The organism is Acidimicrobiia bacterium, from assembly GCA_040878325.1.
Classification (GTDB): Bacteria; Actinomycetota; Acidimicrobiia; order Spongiisociales; family UBA11373; genus JAUYIV01.
In genome coordinates this window covers 123,153-139,133 of record JBBDMM010000012.1, presented here as the reverse complement: position 1 = coordinate 139,133, position 15,981 = coordinate 123,153, and the positions used below count along the sequence as shown (strand labels likewise).

The window sequence follows — 15,981 nt, the reverse complement described above, 5'->3', positions numbered from 1 at the left end:
TCGGTCCGTACTGCCGGGGGACTCGGGACTGGAGACTGGGAACTGGGATGAAGCGCCGGTTCTTCTGGGGGATGGTGGGGGTGGCCCTGGTGACTCTGACCATCGGGGGGCTGACCGGCGCCATCTTGATCAATCGGTCGGTCGAGTCGTCGGTGAGGTCCGAGTTCGCGCGCCAGGCCAACGCCACCGCTCGCATCATCGAGGCCGAACTGGCTCGGACTCCTGGTCTTGGGGCCCGGAGCCTCGCCGGGGTGCTGGCAGTGGTCGCGTCGATCGGAGGGCACGACTACGTCGAGGCGGCGCTCGTAGGGCCGCGGGGGACGGTCACCATCCTCGGCGATGGCACCGCCCTCCTCGACCTCGTTCCCGATCTTGGGAATCTCAGCGCCCCCCTTCATTTCGACGCGACGGTGGACGGGACGAAGGTGGCCGTGGTGGCCCAGCCCTTCGCCACGGGGAACCGGGGCACGGTGGTGGTCGTGATCGGCACCACCCTCGAGTTGGTGCCGTGGCGCGAGGTGCTGTTTCGGCTCGGCTGGGCAATGGTGCTGGCGGTACTGCTGGCTGCGGTGCTCGCGGGCTCGTTCGCTCGAGTCGCCGGGCGGCGCCTCGAGGCGTTGCGGGACGCCTCGGGCGACATCGCCGGCGGGGATCTCGGTGCCAGGGTCGAAGTGGACGGTGATGACGAGGTCGCCCAGGTGGCGGTGGCGTTCAACGAGATGGCCAGGCAGCTCGAGGCCTCCCGTCGCCGGGAGCGAGAGTTCCTGGTCTCCGTGGGCCACGATCTCCGCACCCCGCTGACGACGATCACCGGGTATTCCGAGGCGATCCAGGAAGGGCGGGTCACCCCGGAGGAGATGACGCGAGTCGCCTCGGTGCTGCGGATCGAGGCATCTCGGCTCAGCCGACTGGTCGAAGACCTGATGCTGCTGGCGCGGATCGAGGCGCGGGAGTTCAGCCTTCGTCCCGAGCCCGTGGACCTCGCCGGGCATCTCAAGGGCGTGCTCGAGGGCTTTCGTGAGCGTGCCGACTCGGCGAGGGTTCGCCTCGAGTTCGATCTGGCGGATGTTGGCGCGGTGGAGATCGACCCCGATCGCATCGCCCAGGTGGTGGGCAACCTGCTGGAGAACGCGCTGCGCTACACCCCCGAGGCGGGAAGCGTGACGCTGCGACTCGAGCGGCGACCCTCCGGCCTGAAGATCGAAGTGGCGGACTCGGGGCCCGGGATGGACCAATCGGACGTCCCGCACATCTTCGAGCGCCTCTACGTGGCGACCCGGTATCGACCGGTGCGACCCGAAGGCAGTGGCCTCGGTCTGTCCATCGTTCGCGAGCTGGTCGAGGCGATGGGCGGCACCACCGAAGTGGTGAGCGCACCTGGTGAAGGGACCACGATCCGGGTCCTGTTGGGATGAGAGTCGAGACTCACGATCCGATTGACGCCGAATCTCGTTTCTCGACCCCACTCTCGACTCTTGGCTCTTGACTCTTGGCTCTTGACTCTCGGCTCTTGACTCTGTGGTTACTCTCCGCCGCGCATGACCGACTTCCTCCGCGTTGCCTGTGCGCAGATCGACCTGGTGGTCGGCGACCTCGGCGGCAACGCTTCCCGCATCGTCGAGGCAATGGCGTGGGCCGAGGACTGCCAGGCGGACGTACTGCTCTTGCCCGAACTGGCCCTCACGGGGTATCCCCCCGAGGATCTCGTACTCCGGGACGGCTTCGTGTCGGCCAATGTCGCCGAACTTCGCACCATCGCCGAGCGCTCCGGGTCGACGACGTCGGTTATCGGCTTCGTCGATCGGACGGGCGGGTCGAACCGCGACGATGCCGGCCATCGGCGGGTGCACAACGCGGCAGCGCTGGTCAGCGGAGGCCGGGTGCGCGGCATCTATCACAAATGTCTACTCCCCAATTACGGGGTGTTCGACGAAGACCGTTACTTCTCGGCCGGCCAGCGACCAGGGTCGTTGTGGGAGATCAACGGCGCCGTCGTCGGCGTGTCGGTGTGCGAGGATATTTGGGTGCCCGATGGCCCCCCTTCGCTCCAAGCCAAGGGCGGTGCCGACATCCTGCTCAACATCAATGGCTCGCCCTACCACCAGGGGAAGGGGGTCGAGCGCGAGCGGATGATCGCCGATCGAGCCCGGGCCTACGGCGTGCCCGTGGTTTACCTCAACTCCGTCGGCGGGCAGGATGAACTGGTCTTCGACGGCCAGAGCATGGTGTTCGGCGCCGGGGGCGACCTCCTCTACCGGGCGCCCCAGTTCGAGGAGGATCTCTTCTGGGTGGATGTGCCGCTTCCCGAGTCGGGTCGGGCCGATGTGGACGCGTTGCCCGTATCGTCTGGCGACCTGCTCGAAGGCGACCCCGAGCGGCCGCCGCCCTCGCACGCACCCCTCGAAGAGGATGCCGAGGTGTATCGGGCACTGGTGGCGGGGCTGCGGGGCTATGTGCGAAAGAACGGGTTCGATTCCGTCGTCATCGGCCTCTCCGGCGGGATCGACTCCTCGCTGACCGCCGTCATCGCTACCGACGCGCTGGGGCCGGAGGCGGTGTGGGGCGTGACCATGCCATCGCGCTACTCGTCGGAAGGCTCGGTGGCCGACTCCAGTGAACTCGCCGGGAACCTGGGCATCCGGTTCGACGAGATCTCGATCGAGCCGCCGTTCGAAGGCTTTCTCGAGGCCCTGTCGGGGGTCTTCCAGGAAACCGGCGAAGACGTGACCGAGGAGAACCTTCAGGCCCGGGCACGCGGGGCGATCCTCATGGCGCTCTCGAACAAGTTCGGGGGCATGGTCGTGGCGACGGGGAACAAGTCGGAGATGTCGGTCGGCTACGCCACCCTATACGGAGACATGGTGGGCGGATACGCGGTGTTGAAGGACATCTACAAGACCCACTTGTATCGGATCGCCCGGTGGCGGAACCGCGAGGGGTTGGTCATTCCCGAGGCGGTGCTCGAGAAGCCGCCGTCGGCCGAGCTCCGACCGAGTCAGGTCGACACCGACTCGCTCCCGCCCTACGAGGTGCTCGACCCGATCCTCATGCGCTACATCGAGGGCGACCAGACCGCGGACGAGATCGTCGCCTCGGGGTTCGATCGTTCGTTGGTGAGGCAGATCACCCGAATGGTCGACCGCAACGAGTACAAGCGCCGCCAGGCCGCTCCAGGTGTCAAGATCACGACGAAGGCTTTGGGCCGGGACCGCAGGTTGCCGATCACCAACAAGTACAGCTGAGAGCCAAGAATCAAGAGTCAAGAGCCAAGAGATTGAATTTCGAATCTTGATTCTTGACTCCTGAATCTCTTTGTGCCGGGAGGGGGAGTCGAACCCCCACGGGCTTGCGCCCAACGGATTTTGAGTCCGCCGCGTCTGCCATTCCGCCACCCCGGCGCGAGGCACGATGATACGGGTCGGGCACATCCTTGCCACTGTTAGGTTGCCGGCGATGAGACGCATCGAGCGTCGGATTCTCCGCATCTCCGACGAACTGGGGCACTTGCGCGAGCAGGTTCGCCTGACCGAGGAGGAGTTGCGCATCCACCAGCACCTCGACGACGACGCCCGCCGCGATGCGGCGGTCGGAGGCCCGCTCGAGCGGGAAGACGCCCGCATCACCTCTGGCGACGTCAACCGATTCGAACGCCTGCTCGTCGACCTGCGATCCCAGGAGTCCCGTCTCGAAGAACAGCGCCGACGGCTGCTGGGCCGGATGTAGAGAGCCAAGAGTCAAGAGCCAAGACGGAGTTTCTTGATTCTTGATTCTTGGCTCCCTTCCTTCGCCGCCCATCGCTCCACTGCATGGGCCACCTACCATCGCCTCAATGCCCACCCTCGCCTTGATCGACGGTCACTCGCTGGCGTATCGCGCCTTCTTTGCACTCCCATCGGATCTGGCGACCCCGAGCGGGCAGGTGACCAACGCGGTCTACGGCTTCACCTCGATGATCATCAAGCTGCTTGGTGACGAGCATCCCGAGGCGCTGGCGGTGGCGTGGGACACCCCGACGGCGACCTTTCGTTCCGAGCGATACGTCGAGTACAAGGCGCAACGCGCTGCTGCGCCCGACCTGTTCCGCAGCCAGCTGCCGCTGATTCGCGAGGTGGCCGATGTGCTCAACCTCAAGCAATTCGAGGCGCCCGGCTGGGAGGCAGACGACATCATCGCCACCATCGCCCGCAAGGCGGCTGCCGATGGCTGGGACGTGCTGATCGTCACCGGGGACCGCGACGCCTTCCAACTGATCGAGGGGACGATCCGGGTCTACTACACCCGCCGGGGGATCACCGACACGATCATGGCCGACGCGGCGTATGTAGAGGAGCGCTACGGGGTGCGCCCCGACCAGTACGCCGACTACGCCGCGCTGCGGGGCGACACGTCGGACAACCTGCCAGGGGTGCCGGGGGTGGGCGAGAAGACCGCAGGGAAGCTGGTGGCGGCGTTCGGGGGGCTTGAGGGCATCTACGAGCACCTGGCCGAGCAGACCCCGAAACTCCGGGAGAACCTCGAGGCGTCGCGCGAGCAGGTGTACTTGAACCGCGACCTCACCCGACTGGTCGACGACGTCCCCATCGAGTTCGATCCGAGTGCCATGGCACTCGCCCCCTGGGATCCCCAGGAGGTGCGCCGGGTCTTCGACGGGTTGGCCTTCCGGTCGCTCTGGCAGCGCCTCCAGGAGGTGGGGGGCGGTGGTCAGCCGGAGCCCGACGAGATGCTCGAAGTGGAGGTGGTCACCGGATCGGGGGCGGAGGCCCTCGCCGCGGCCGGCGATCTCATGGCGATCGAGGCCGTTTGGGACGGGTCCGATCTCGTCGGGGTGGCGGTGGCGGCCACCGACGACGACGCCACGTTCGTGCCCTTCGACCGGCTGGGAGCACTTGGCCCCGCCCTCGCCGACCCGGCGCGACCGAAGGCGCTCCATGACGCCAAGCGGCTCACCCGCGCTCTGCTCGAGGCCGACCTGGATCTCCGGGGGCTGGCGTTCGACACCGCCCTGGCGGCCTATGTGATCAACCCGGCCTCGGGGTCGCCGACTCTCGCCGACCTGGCAGGGACCGTGCTCGGTCTGGAGATCGACCCGGAGGTCGGGTCGGGAGCGGCTAAGGCGCAAGGAACCCTCGACTTCGACGGATCGGGTCTCGACATCGAGGCATCCGGCCGCCGGGCCGCCGCGGTGGGGCTGCTGGTTGGCCCGCTCACCGAGCAGATGGAGGCCCGCGGGGGGCTGGCGCTGTTCGAAGAGGTGGAGCTCCCCCTGGTGCGAGTTCTCGCCCGGATGGAGGAGGCGGGGATCGGGGTGGATCGCGCCTATCTCGAGGAGTTGGGGGAGAGCCTCCGCGACCGATTGGCGACCCTCGAGACGAAGATCTACGAGCATGCCGGTGAGGCATTCAACGTCAACTCGACGCTGCAATTGCGCGAGATCCTCTTCGACCGTCTCGGTCTGCCCGTTCTCAAGAAGACGCCTAAGGGTCAGCCCTCAACCGACGCCGCCACTCTCCAGAAGATGGCCGACGATCACCCCATCGTCGATCAGCTCTTGCGGTTCCGGGAACTAGAAAAGCTCCGTTCCACCTATGTCGACGGCCTGCTGCCATTGATCGGAACCGATGGGCGCATCCACTGCCTCTTCAACCAGACCGGCGCCTCGACCGGGCGGATCTCGTCGGAGCAGCCGAACATGCAGAACATCCCGATCCGGTCAGAGGAGGGACGGACCATTCGGCGGGCCTTCGTCGCTGCCGAGGGCCATACCTTCGTGGTTGCGGACTACAGCCAAATCGAATTGCGGATTCTTGCCCACCTGAGCGGGGAGCCGGCGTTGGTCGAGGCGTTTGCCTCCGGGCAGGACGTCCACACCGCCACGGCCGCCCGCGTGTTCGGAGTAGAACCCGGTGCGGTCGATGCCGACATGCGCCGTATGGCGAAGGTCATCAACTTCGGCCTCCTTTTCGGGATGGAGGCCTACGGTTTGGGCCAGCGGCTCGAGATTTCGGCCGAGGCAGCCAAAGACCACATGGAGGCCTACTTCGCCCAATTCCCCGGGGTCAAGGCATTCATGGCGGGGATCGTCGCCGAGGCTCGAAACAACGGCTACACCGAAACCCTGCTCGGCCGGCGCAGGTACCTGCCGGAGCTGGTGTCGGGGAACTTCCGCGAACGCCAGAGCGGCGAGCGGATGGCGCTCAACGCTCCCATCCAGGGCTCGGCCGCCGACATCATCAAGAAGGCGATGATCGATCTCGACGCTGCCCTGGAGGGCGGAGGCGCCGCAATGCTGCTTCAGGTGCACGACGAATTGGTGATCGAGGCGCCTGACGCCGAAGTGGATCGAGTTTCGGCGACGATCGTCGAGATCATGGAGGGCGTGGTCAAACTCGACGTTCCCCTGGTGGTCGAAGTGGGGGTTGGCAAGACCCTGGCGGAGACGAAGGCGTAGTGGCGACCGTTCTCGGTGGAACCCGTTACGCCTTGTGTTACGCTTGCCGCCTCTCCAGGCGTTCTGTCTGGGGAGTTCCATTCTTCGAGGTGACCAATATCCATGACCGATGAGACCGCGAACGCGCCTGCGGACGAAACCGCAAGCGCAGTCGAAGCCGCCGAGGGCGAGGCTCCGACCAACAACACCGCCCCAGCCACCGCAGCCGTCGTGAGCGCCGATGCCGACGCAGCCGAGGCAACCGCCGATGCCCCCGCCTTTGACGGCATCGAGGTCGCGGACCCCGCGGCTGCGATGCAGCGACTCGGAGAGGTGGCCGACGATCTCTCGGCCGAGGACTTCGCCGCGGCCGTCGAGCGCACGGTCGTCGAGCTGAAGGAAGGCACCCTGGTCACCGGCACGATCGTGCGGGTAGACCCCGACGAGGTGCTGGTCGACATCGGATACAAGTCTGAGGGTGTGATCCCGGCCAAAGAGTTATCGATCCGCAACACGGTCAACCCCAGCGAGGTGGCCAAGGTCGGAGATGCCGTCGAGGCCCTGGTCATGCAAATGGAAGACGCCGAGGGGCGCCTTATCCTCTCCAAGAAGCGAGCGCAGTACGAGCGGGCCTGGGGTCGTATCGAGACGGTCATGGAAGAGAAGGGCACCGTCAGCGGTCAGGTGATCGAAGTCGTCAAGGGCGGCCTGATCGTCGACATCGGCCTGCGTGGCTTCCTGCCGGCATCGCTCGTCGAGTTGCGCCGGGTCCGCGACCTCCACCCATACATCGGTCAGACGCTCGAAGCGAAAGTCATCGAGCTGGACAAGAACCGCAACAACGTGGTTTTGTCGAGGCGGGCCTACCTCGAGGAGGAGCAGGCCGAACAGCGTCAGGCTTTCCTCGACGAGCTCACCTCGGGCGAACATCGTGACGGCGTCGTGTCCTCGGTCGTCAACTTCGGCGCCTTCGTCGATCTCGGTGGCATGGACGGACTGGTCCATGTCTCGGAGCTCTCGTGGCAACACGTCAGCCACCCGAGCGAGGTGGTGTCGGTCGGCGACAAGGTGAAGGTGAAGGTGCTCGAGGTCGATCTCGACCGTGAGCGGATATCTCTGTCCATCCGCCAGACCCGCGACGATCCGTGGGAGTCCTTCAGTGGAGCGCACGCCGTCGGCGACGTCGTCGACGGCAAGGTGACGAAGACCGTCCCATTCGGAGCATTCGTCGCGGTGTCTGAAGGCGTCGAGGGCCTCGTGCACGTCTCAGAGATCGCGATCCATCACGTCGAGAGTCCGGAGCTCGAGCTGTCGGTTGATCAGCCTGTCAAGGTCAAGATCACCGAGATCGACGGCGAACGGCGCCGCATCAGCCTTTCGATCAAGCAGGGACTCCCCGAGTGGGAGAATCGGAGCCAGTGGCAGGACGATCAGCAGGCGCCTGCGGCACCGACGGGCGGAGGCAAGCGCAAGAAGACCCAGGAATTCGAGCGCGAAGACGAGCCCGCCGACGAGCCCGCCCAGCCGGTGTTCAACGCGGATGCGTCTCTCGAGGCCATCCTCGAAGAACTCAAACAGCGAGGCATCGGCCGGAAGTAGCCGATAGTCGGTAGCCGGTGCGCCTGGATCAGGGCGTCATGCCCGGCGGCGATTGACTCCGATCGGCTTTCGCCCTGCAATCCCCCTCAGGTATCGCCGATCTGGTGTCGAAAGACACTCTGATGACGGCTCCGCACACGCGCCGACTCGTGCTGGTGGCAGACACCGACCCGAGCTTCGGCGAAGACACCAGACAACTCATCGCCGGTGACCGCGTCCTTACGGCCCGCTCGATCGAGGATGCCGCCGAGATCGTCGTGGGCGGCCGGGTCGACCTTGTTCTGCTCGGCCCCTCCTTCGGCAACGAGGCTGGGGTCGGTTCCGCGGCTCTGTTGCGTGAGGTCGACCCGGGTGTGGCCGTGGTCCTCGCCGCCAACATCGTCACCAATCGCATTCTGCTGGCCGCCCTCCGATCCGGCGTAGCCGATGTCATCGACATGCCGCTGACCGCCCGCAAACTCTCGGGGATCCTCGAGCGGGTGCCCGCGCGCCAAGAGGCGCGGGATACCGTGCTGCTCGACGAGCGCGGAGCAGAATCCGGTGTCGAGCGGGTCCACACCACCCAGCCCGGCTTTGAACCCGTCACGATCACGTTCGAGGGCTCGTCCAGCCTTTCGACGCCGGTGACCTTTGTCCAGGAAGACGAGCCAGTGCGATCTGTGGTACCCCAGCCGGCGGCTCCTCCGATTCCGGACGCCTGGGCCGTGCCGATCGTCTCGGCGCAACCTGAGCCGGCGTCGGCGGTCGAGATCCCGTCGGAGCCAACCGCTCCCGCTCAGGTCGACCCGGTGGTCCCGGTCGAGTTCGGGTACTCCGATCCATTGCCGGTCCCGAAGTTCGAGGCGTTCTCGGCGCCACCTGAAGCGATTCCGGATCTCGCCAGACCGACCGAACCCGCCGTACCTCCGGTCACCCCGACGCCCCGCCTCGAGTCGGCGGCGCCACCCGCGGCGGAGCCGCCTCCGCCTCCGCCGTTCGACCCTCCGCCGACGCCGCCCGACTCCGCTCCTGCGAAGAAACGCCCGCCTGCCGACCTGGAAGGGATGGGTCTGTTACCTGCCGACGGGCGTCGCCCCGACCGCCGCGCGGGTGCCGGCCACGTTGTCGCGGTCATGTCGGGCAAGGGCGGATCCGGTAAGACGATCACCGCTACCAACCTGGCAATGGCTTTGACGATGCAGCGCGGCGAGGACTCGGTAGTGCTCGTCGACTCAGACCTGCAGTTCGGCGACGTCGCCCTGTTGCTCCAACTGGAGCCCGCCCGGACCCTGGTCGACGCCGTCACCCGGCTGGATGAATTGAGCGACGCCCGACTCGACGGCATGCTCCTTCGCCATGAGAGCGGTCTTCGGGTGCTTGCCGCGCCTCTCTATCCGGCCTCGGAGGCCGACGTCCCCGCTAAGGCGATCGTCGAAGTTGTCGAGCGCCTCCGGGGGATGTACGAGGTGGTCGTGATCGATACGCCGCCGATCTTCGATGACCACCTGGTGACGGTTCTCGAGGGAGCCGACGAGGTGCTCGTGGTCGTCGACATGGACCTTCCTTCGGTGAAGAACGCCAAGATCGCGCTCGAGGCCCTCAGGTCGGGCCGATTCCCCATGGAGCGGGTGCGACTCGTGGTGAATCGAGCCAACGCCAAGGCCCGGCTCGACCTGGTCGAATTGGAGCGGAGCCTCGGTCTTCGGGTCGCCGGGTCGATCCCGTCGGACCGATTGATTCCGCAGTCGGTCAACGAAGGGATCCCAGTGGTCGCCCTCAGCCCGCGGTCCCGGGTGGCCCGAGCCTTCCACACGCTTGCCGCGCTGATTCATCTTCCCGAACCCACTCGCCGGAAACGCTGACCGGTACTCTCGTCGGGATGGACCGGCGCCATCTCCTCACCGGCGGAATCGGCAGCGGCAAGTCGACGGCTGCCACCTACTTCGAGATCCTCGGGGCACTTGTCGTGTCGGCCGATCGCATCGGTCACGAGATGATCGCCCCGGGTGGCGCCGCCCACGCTGCCGTGGTTGAGCGATTCCCCAGCTTTGTCGTCGATGGGGCGGTCGATCGTTCCCGGCTCGCCGCCCATGTCTTCACCGAGCGGGGCGAGCTGCAGGCGCTCGAAGCGATCACCCACCCGGCCATCCGGGCGAAGATCCATGACATCGTCGATGGAGTCGCTGGCGTGGTCATGGTCGAGTTGCCTCTCATTGGTGACTTCCTCGGGCCGGGATGGAAGCGAATCGTGGTCGATGCGCCCGAGGCGGTGCGGCTCGAGCGCCTGCTGGCTCGGGGCATGGGACGGCACGATGCCGCGGCCAGGATGGCCGCCCAGCCGACGCGGGGCGAGTGGCTCGAGTCGGCCGACCTGGTGGTCGACAACCGCGGGGATCTGATGGAACTCGAGACCGAGTGCCGCTCCGTATGGAGGCGTATCACCAACGTGTGATTCAGATTTCAGGGGGGATTAGGGTTCTCGCCATGCAGCCCTTCCGCGTCGTATCCGACTTCTCCCCGGCGGGCGATCAACCCAAGGCGGTGGCGAACCTTGCCGAAGGGATAGGCGCCGGCGAACGATTCCAGACCCTCCTTGGCATCACCGGGTCGGGAAAGTCGGCGACCATCGCCTGGCTCATCGAGAAGGTGCAGCGCCCCACCCTGGTGCTCGCCCCGAACAAGGCCCTGGGTGCCCAGCTCGCCAACGAGTTCCGGCAGTTCTTCCCCGACAACCGGGTGGAGTACTTCGTCTCCTACTACGACTACTACCAGCCCGAGGCGTACATCCCGCAAAGCGACACCTATATCGAGAAGGACGCCACGGTCAACGACGAGATCGACCGGCTGCGTCATTCGGCGACGGCCGCGCTGCTCACCCGACGCGACGTCATCATCGTGGCGTCCGTCTCGGCGATCTACGGGCTCGGCTCGCCCGAGCAGTACGAGGGACAGCTGCTACGGCTGGTGAAGGGGGTTCAGTTTCCCCTGGACGATGCGGTGCGCCGGCTGGTCGACATCCAGTACGAGCGCAACGAGGTCAACCTGATCCGCGGGCGTTTTCGGGTTCGGGGCGACACCCTCGAGGTGATGCTCTCCTACGAGGAGACGGTCATCCGGGTGGAGTACTTCGGCGACGAAGTGGACCGCCTCATCGAGATGAACCCGGTGACCGGCGAAGTGATCCGCGAACTCGATGAGGTCTTCATCTACCCGGCCACCCACTATGTCGCCACCCGGGAGCGGCTGCGGGCCGCCATCGCCGGGATCGAAGAGGAGTTGGCCGACCGGCTTCGCTTCCTGGAGGAGCACGGCAAGCTGCTCGAGGCCCAGCGCCTGCGGATGCGCACCGCGTATGACCTGGAGATGATGAACGAGCTGGGGTACTGCAACGGCATCGAGAACTACTCGCGCCATCTCGACGGCCGCGAGCCGGGGGAAGCTCCCTACACCCTGCTCGACTACTTCCCGAAGGACTTCCTGACGGTGGTCGACGAGAGCCACGTCACGATCCCCCAACTCCATGGCCAGTACGAAGGCGATCGGAGCCGCAAGGACGTACTGGTGGAGCACGGCTTCCGATTGCCATCCGCCCGCGACAACCGACCCTTGCGCTTCGACGAGTGGCTGGAGAAGGCCGGACAGACAGTGTTCCTCTCGGCGACGCCATCCAAGTGGGAAATCGAGCACTCGAGCCGCGTCGTCGAGCAGATCATCCGCCCCACGGGGTTGGTCGATCCCGAGGTGATGGTGAGACCCACCAAGGGGCAGATCGACGACCTGCTCGGGGAGATCCGGGCCCGGGTGGAGCGCGATCAGCGGGTGCTGGTGACGACCCTCACCAAAAAGATGGCAGAGGATCTCACCGACTACTTGCTCGAGGTCGGAGTCCGGTGTCGGTACCTCCACTCGGACATCGACACCCTGGAGCGGGTCCAGATCTTGCGCGACCTCCGTCTCGGCGAGTTCGACGTGCTGGTCGGCATCAACCTCCTCCGCGAGGGTCTCGACCTGCCAGAGGTCGGGCTCGTGGCGATCCTGGACGCCGACAAGGAGGGTTTCTTGCGATCGGAAACCTCGCTGGTCCAGACGATCGGGCGCGCCGCCCGCAACGTCGACGGCCAGGTGGTGATGTACGCCGACGCCTTCACCGCTTCCATGCAACGGGCGATCAACGAGACGAATCGGCGCCGGGCGCTGCAGGTGGCCCACAACACGGAGTGGGGCATCGATCCACAGACGATTCGCAAGAAGGTCACCGACATCCTCGAGCTGCTGCAGAGAGCAGATGCCCCCGCCGTCGACCGGCGCCGGCGCGAGGTGGCTGCTCGACCGGTGCTCGACCTGCCATCGGAGGACCTCTCCCGTCTCATCCTGAGCCTTGAGGAAGAGATGCGCGAGTCCGCCAGAGAGCTGCGCTTCGAATACGCCGCCCGGCTACGCGACGAGATCAACGAGCTGAAGCGAGAACTGAAGGAGATGGCGCGGGCGACCGGCTGAGGAGAGCCAAGAGTCAAGAGCCAAGATTCAAGAGCCAAGAGTCAAGAGCCAAGAGTCAAGAGCCAAGAGTCAAGAGCCAAGAGCAGACTCCTTCTTGATTCTTGAATCTTGATTCTTGATTCTCTGGCCCTCCCTACACTGTCCTTGAGTCCGCAACCTGAGGGAGCCTCATGTTCCGCCAGATCGGTGCCGGCGAGATCATCCTGGTCCTTGCCGTGCTCTTGCTCCTGTTCGGTGCCAAGAAACTCCCGGAACTGGCCAGGTCGTTGGGACGCTCAGCCAAGGAACTCAAGGATGGTCTCCGCGAGGGCGAGCAGGAAGACACGGCACAGGAAGCGGCGGATCCGCCGAAGGACTGAGCCAAGAACCAAGAATCAAGAGCCAAGAACCAAGACCCTCCTGTCTTGACTCTTGATTCTCGACTCTTGACTCTCCTCGAATGCCATGCCTGAGATTCTCGTCGTGAGGCCCGGGTATCATCTCTTTTCCGGCGTTTCAGGATGGGCATGTCTTCCGATTCGATCGTCATCAGGGGAGCCCGCGAGCACAACCTGAAGAACATCTCGCTCGAGCTCCCGCGCGGGCGGCTGATCGTCTTCACCGGTCTGTCGGGATCGGGCAAGTCGTCGTTGGCGTTCGACACCATCTACGCCGAGGGCCAGCGCCGGTACGTGGAGAGCCTGTCGGCGTACGCCCGCCAGTTCCTCGGTCAGATGGAGAAGCCGAACGTCGAGTTCATCGAGGGGCTCTCGCCGGCGATCTCGATCGATCAGAAGACGTCGAGCCGTAACCCGCGTTCCACCGTCGGCACCGTGACCGAGATCCACGACTACCTCCGGCTCCTCTTCGCCCGCATCGGAGTGCCGCATTGCCCCCAGTGCGGGCGTGAAGTCGCCAGGCAGACCCCGCAACAGATCGTCGATCAGATCCTCGAGCTCGAGGAGGGCACCAAGTTTCAGGTGCTCGCCCCGGTGGTGCGGGGACGAAAAGGGGAGTACGAGTCCCTCCTCAAGGAACTGAGCCACGAGGGGTTCAGCCGGGCGCGCATCGATGGCGAGGTGCGCGACCTCACCGAGGACATCAAACTCGATCGTTACTTCCAGCACACGATCGAAGTCGTGGTCGACCGCCTCGTTCAGAAGGAGGGCATCCAGCGGCGCCTCACCGATTCGCTCGAAACGGCCCTCCGCCTCGCCGAAGGCATCGCCGTGGTCGACGTGACCGACGGTCCGGTGCTCACCTTCAGCCAGCACCTCGCCTGCGACCACTGCGGCATCTCCTTCGACGAGCTCCAGCCGCGCAACTTCTCGTTCAACAGCCCCTACGGCGCTTGCCCGGCATGCAACGGGCTCGGCACCAGGTTCCAGGTCGACTGGCAGTTGGCGGTTCCCGACGACGAGCGATCGCTGGCCGGAGGCGCCATCAACCCGTGGATGGGCCGCCATCGCGCCTCCTATTACCAGCGGGTCCTCGAAGGAGTCGCGGCGACTCACAACTTCTCGATGGACACCCCGTTCAGGAAACTCAGCAAGAAGGCCCTCGATGTGGTCCTCAACGGGACGGGCGACACGCCGGTGACCGTGTCGTACGTCAATCGGTTCGGCCGCCAGCGCCGCTACCAGACGGCCTACGAGGGTCTCATCCCGTGGCTGACCAGGCGCCACGAAGGGGCCGACTCCGAGTCGGCGCGCGAGATGTACGAACAGTTCATGCGCCTTGTCCCGTGCGACGGCTGCGAGGGGTCTCGCCTCAATCCCGTCTCGCTCGCGGTCACCGTGGGGGGTATGAACCTCCATCAGCTCTCGACGCTCTCCTTGCGGGATGCGTTTGCCGCGATCGATGCCTTGAAACTCGACGATCGAGACCAGTCGATCGCCGAAGCCATCCTGAAAGAGATCGGCGCCCGTCTGCGCTTCCTCCTCGACGTCGGCCTCGACTACCTGACCCTCGCCCGCGGGGCCGCCACTCTCGCCGGCGGTGAGGCGCAGCGCATCCGGCTGGCGACCCAGATCGGCTCGGGTCTGGTGGGGGTCCTGTACATCCTCGACGAGCCGTCGATCGGCCTCCATCAACGCGACAACCAGCGACTGATCGAGACGCTGATCCGACTGCGCGATCTGGGGAACACGGTCATCGTCGTCGAGCACGACGAGGAGACCATCAGGGTCGCCGACCACATCGTGGACATCGGCCCTGGTGCTGGCGAGCACGGTGGTCGGATCGTTGCCGAAGGAACCCTTGACGCGATCCTCGCCGAAGAGACCTCGATCACCGGCGACTACCTGGCCGGGCGGAGGTCCGTGGTCACGCCGGCGGCACGCCGCGAGCCATCAGGTGAGTCGATCAAGGTGATCGGAGCGACCGAGAACAACCTCAAGGACCTCGATGTCGAGTTTCCGCTCGGAATGTTCATCGCGGTCACCGGAGTCTCCGGCAGCGGCAAGTCGACGCTCGTGGAGGAGATCCTCGCCAAGGCGCTGCACTTCGAGCTATACCGGGCTCGCGACATCCCCGGTCGCCACCGGCGGGTCGAAGGACTCGACAAGATCGACAAGGCGATCGACATCGATCAGTCGCCGATCGGCCGCACGCCTCGTTCGAACCCGGCGACGTACACGAAGGTGTTCGATCGGATTCGGGAGCTGTACTCATCGGTGCCCGAGGCGCGCGCCCGCGGCTACAAGCCGGGACGGTTCTCGTTCAACGTGTCCGGGGGGCGCTGTGAGGCCTGCAAGGGCGACGGCACCATCAAGATAGAGATGCACTTCCTGCCCGACGTCTATATCCCGTGCGAGCAATGCAAGGGGAAGCGATATAACCGGGAGACGCTCGAGATCCTCTGGAAGGGTCACTCGATCTCCGATGTGCTCGAGATGTCCGTCAGCGAGGCACTCGACTTCTTCGAGAATCAACCCCGTATCTCCCGCGTGCTGCAGACCTTCTTCGATGTCGGCCTCGGCTACATCCGCCTCGGGCAGCCTGCCCCGACGCTTTCGGGGGGAGAAGCGCAGCGCGTCAAGCTCGCCAGCGAACTGGGCAAGCGCTCCACCGGGAGGACCTTTTACATCCTCGACGAGCCCACAACCGGCCTGCACTTCGAGGATGTCCGCAAGTTGTTGATGGTGCTGCAGCGCCTGGTCGATGGCGGGAATACGGTCCTGGTGATCGAGCACAACCTCGACGTGGTCAAGTCGGCCGACTGGATCATCGATCTCGGCCCGGAGGGCGGCGAAGAAGGCGGCCGCATCGTCGCCGAAGGGTCTCCGGAGGCGGTGGCGGCGGTGTCCGAGTCGTACACGGGCAAGTTCTTGCGTGAGGTGCTCCGGTCGTGACCCCGAAAGCGATGGCGGCGGTCTGCGAGTGCAGGTTCTTGCGGGAGGTGCTCCGGTCGTGACCCCGAAAGCGATGGCGGCGGTCTGCGGCCGCAGGTTCTTGCGGGAGGTGCTCCGGTCGTGACCCCGAATGCGATGGCGGCGGTC

8 protein-coding genes, 1 tRNA gene and 2 pseudogenes are annotated in these 15,981 nt (G+C 65.6%); 10 read left to right on the top strand and 1 reads right to left on the bottom strand.

Annotated features, from left to right (window positions below; translation table 11 throughout):
- Positions 1–47: 47 nt before the first annotated feature.
- Together WD184_07470 and WD184_07465 are read left to right on the top strand one after the other, a co-directional pair.
- Positions 48–1,415, top strand: coding sequence for a HAMP domain-containing sensor histidine kinase (locus WD184_07470; GenBank protein ID MEX0826566.1), 1,368 nt, complete (start codon positions 48–50; stop codon positions 1,413–1,415).
- 123 nt (positions 1,416–1,538) lie between these two features.
- On the top strand, positions 1,539–3,242 hold the full coding sequence (locus tag WD184_07465; GenBank protein ID MEX0826565.1) for an NAD+ synthase: 1,704 nt from the start codon (positions 1,539–1,541) through the stop codon (positions 3,240–3,242).
- 73 nt (positions 3,243–3,315) lie between these two features.
- Here the strand turns inward: WD184_07465 and WD184_07460 are convergent.
- Positions 3,316–3,398 (bottom strand) — tRNA-Leu (locus WD184_07460).
- Between the two features lie 55 nt (positions 3,399–3,453).
- On the opposite strand from WD184_07460, the gene WD184_07455 reads away from it, so the two are divergent.
- From WD184_07455 to uvrA, 8 genes and pseudogenes are all read left to right on the top strand, one after another.
- A complete protein-coding gene (locus tag WD184_07455; protein MEX0826564.1) occupies positions 3,454–3,723 on the top strand; it encodes a hypothetical protein in 270 nt (89 codons plus the stop codon).
- 106 nt (positions 3,724–3,829) lie between these two features.
- On the top strand, positions 3,830–6,448 hold the full coding sequence (polA, locus tag WD184_07450) for a DNA polymerase I (GenBank protein ID MEX0826563.1): 2,619 nt from the start codon (positions 3,830–3,832) through the stop codon (positions 6,446–6,448).
- Positions 6,449–6,742: 294 nt separating this feature from the next.
- Positions 6,743–7,816, top strand: a pseudogene (gene rpsA, locus WD184_07445) (30S ribosomal protein S1).
- Positions 7,817–8,130: 314 nt separating this feature from the next.
- Positions 8,131–9,867, top strand: coding sequence for an AAA family ATPase (locus tag WD184_07440; GenBank protein ID MEX0826562.1), 1,737 nt, complete (start codon positions 8,131–8,133; stop codon positions 9,865–9,867).
- Positions 9,868–9,884: 17 nt separating this feature from the next.
- A complete protein-coding gene (gene coaE, locus WD184_07435; protein MEX0826561.1) occupies positions 9,885–10,457 on the top strand; it encodes a dephospho-CoA kinase in 573 nt (190 codons plus the stop codon).
- A 32-nt stretch (positions 10,458–10,489) separates the two neighbouring features.
- Positions 10,490–12,502 (top strand): excinuclease ABC subunit UvrB, encoded by a 2,013-nt coding sequence (uvrB, locus tag WD184_07430; protein ID MEX0826560.1) that lies wholly within the window; start codon positions 10,490–10,492, stop codon positions 12,500–12,502.
- A 170-nt stretch (positions 12,503–12,672) separates the two neighbouring features.
- A pseudogene (locus WD184_07425) lies at positions 12,673–12,852 on the top strand (twin-arginine translocase TatA/TatE family subunit).
- A gap of 156 nt (positions 12,853–13,008) precedes the next feature.
- A complete protein-coding gene (gene uvrA, locus WD184_07420) occupies positions 13,009–15,834 on the top strand; it encodes an excinuclease ABC subunit UvrA (protein ID MEX0826559.1) in 2,826 nt (941 codons plus the stop codon).
- Positions 15,835–15,981: the final 147 nt, after the last annotated feature.

Excerpts from the sequence above, each read along its gene's own strand:
- WD184_07470 (MEX0826566.1), top strand. The coding sequence starts at position 48 with ATGAAGCGCCGGTTCTTCTGGGGGATGGTGGGGGTGGCCCTGGTGACT.
- WD184_07465 (MEX0826565.1), top strand. The coding sequence starts at position 1,539 with ATGACCGACTTCCTCCGCGTTGCCTGTGCGCAGATCGACCTGGTGGTC.
- WD184_07455 (MEX0826564.1), top strand. The coding sequence starts at position 3,454 with ATGAGACGCATCGAGCGTCGGATTCTCCGCATCTCCGACGAACTGGGG.
- polA (MEX0826563.1), top strand. The coding sequence starts at position 3,830 with ATGCCCACCCTCGCCTTGATCGACGGTCACTCGCTGGCGTATCGCGCC.
- coaE (MEX0826561.1), top strand. The coding sequence starts at position 9,885 with ATGGACCGGCGCCATCTCCTCACCGGCGGAATCGGCAGCGGCAAGTCG.
- uvrB (MEX0826560.1), top strand. The coding sequence starts at position 10,490 with ATGCAGCCCTTCCGCGTCGTATCCGACTTCTCCCCGGCGGGCGATCAA.
- uvrA (MEX0826559.1), top strand. The coding sequence starts at position 13,009 with ATGTCTTCCGATTCGATCGTCATCAGGGGAGCCCGCGAGCACAACCTG.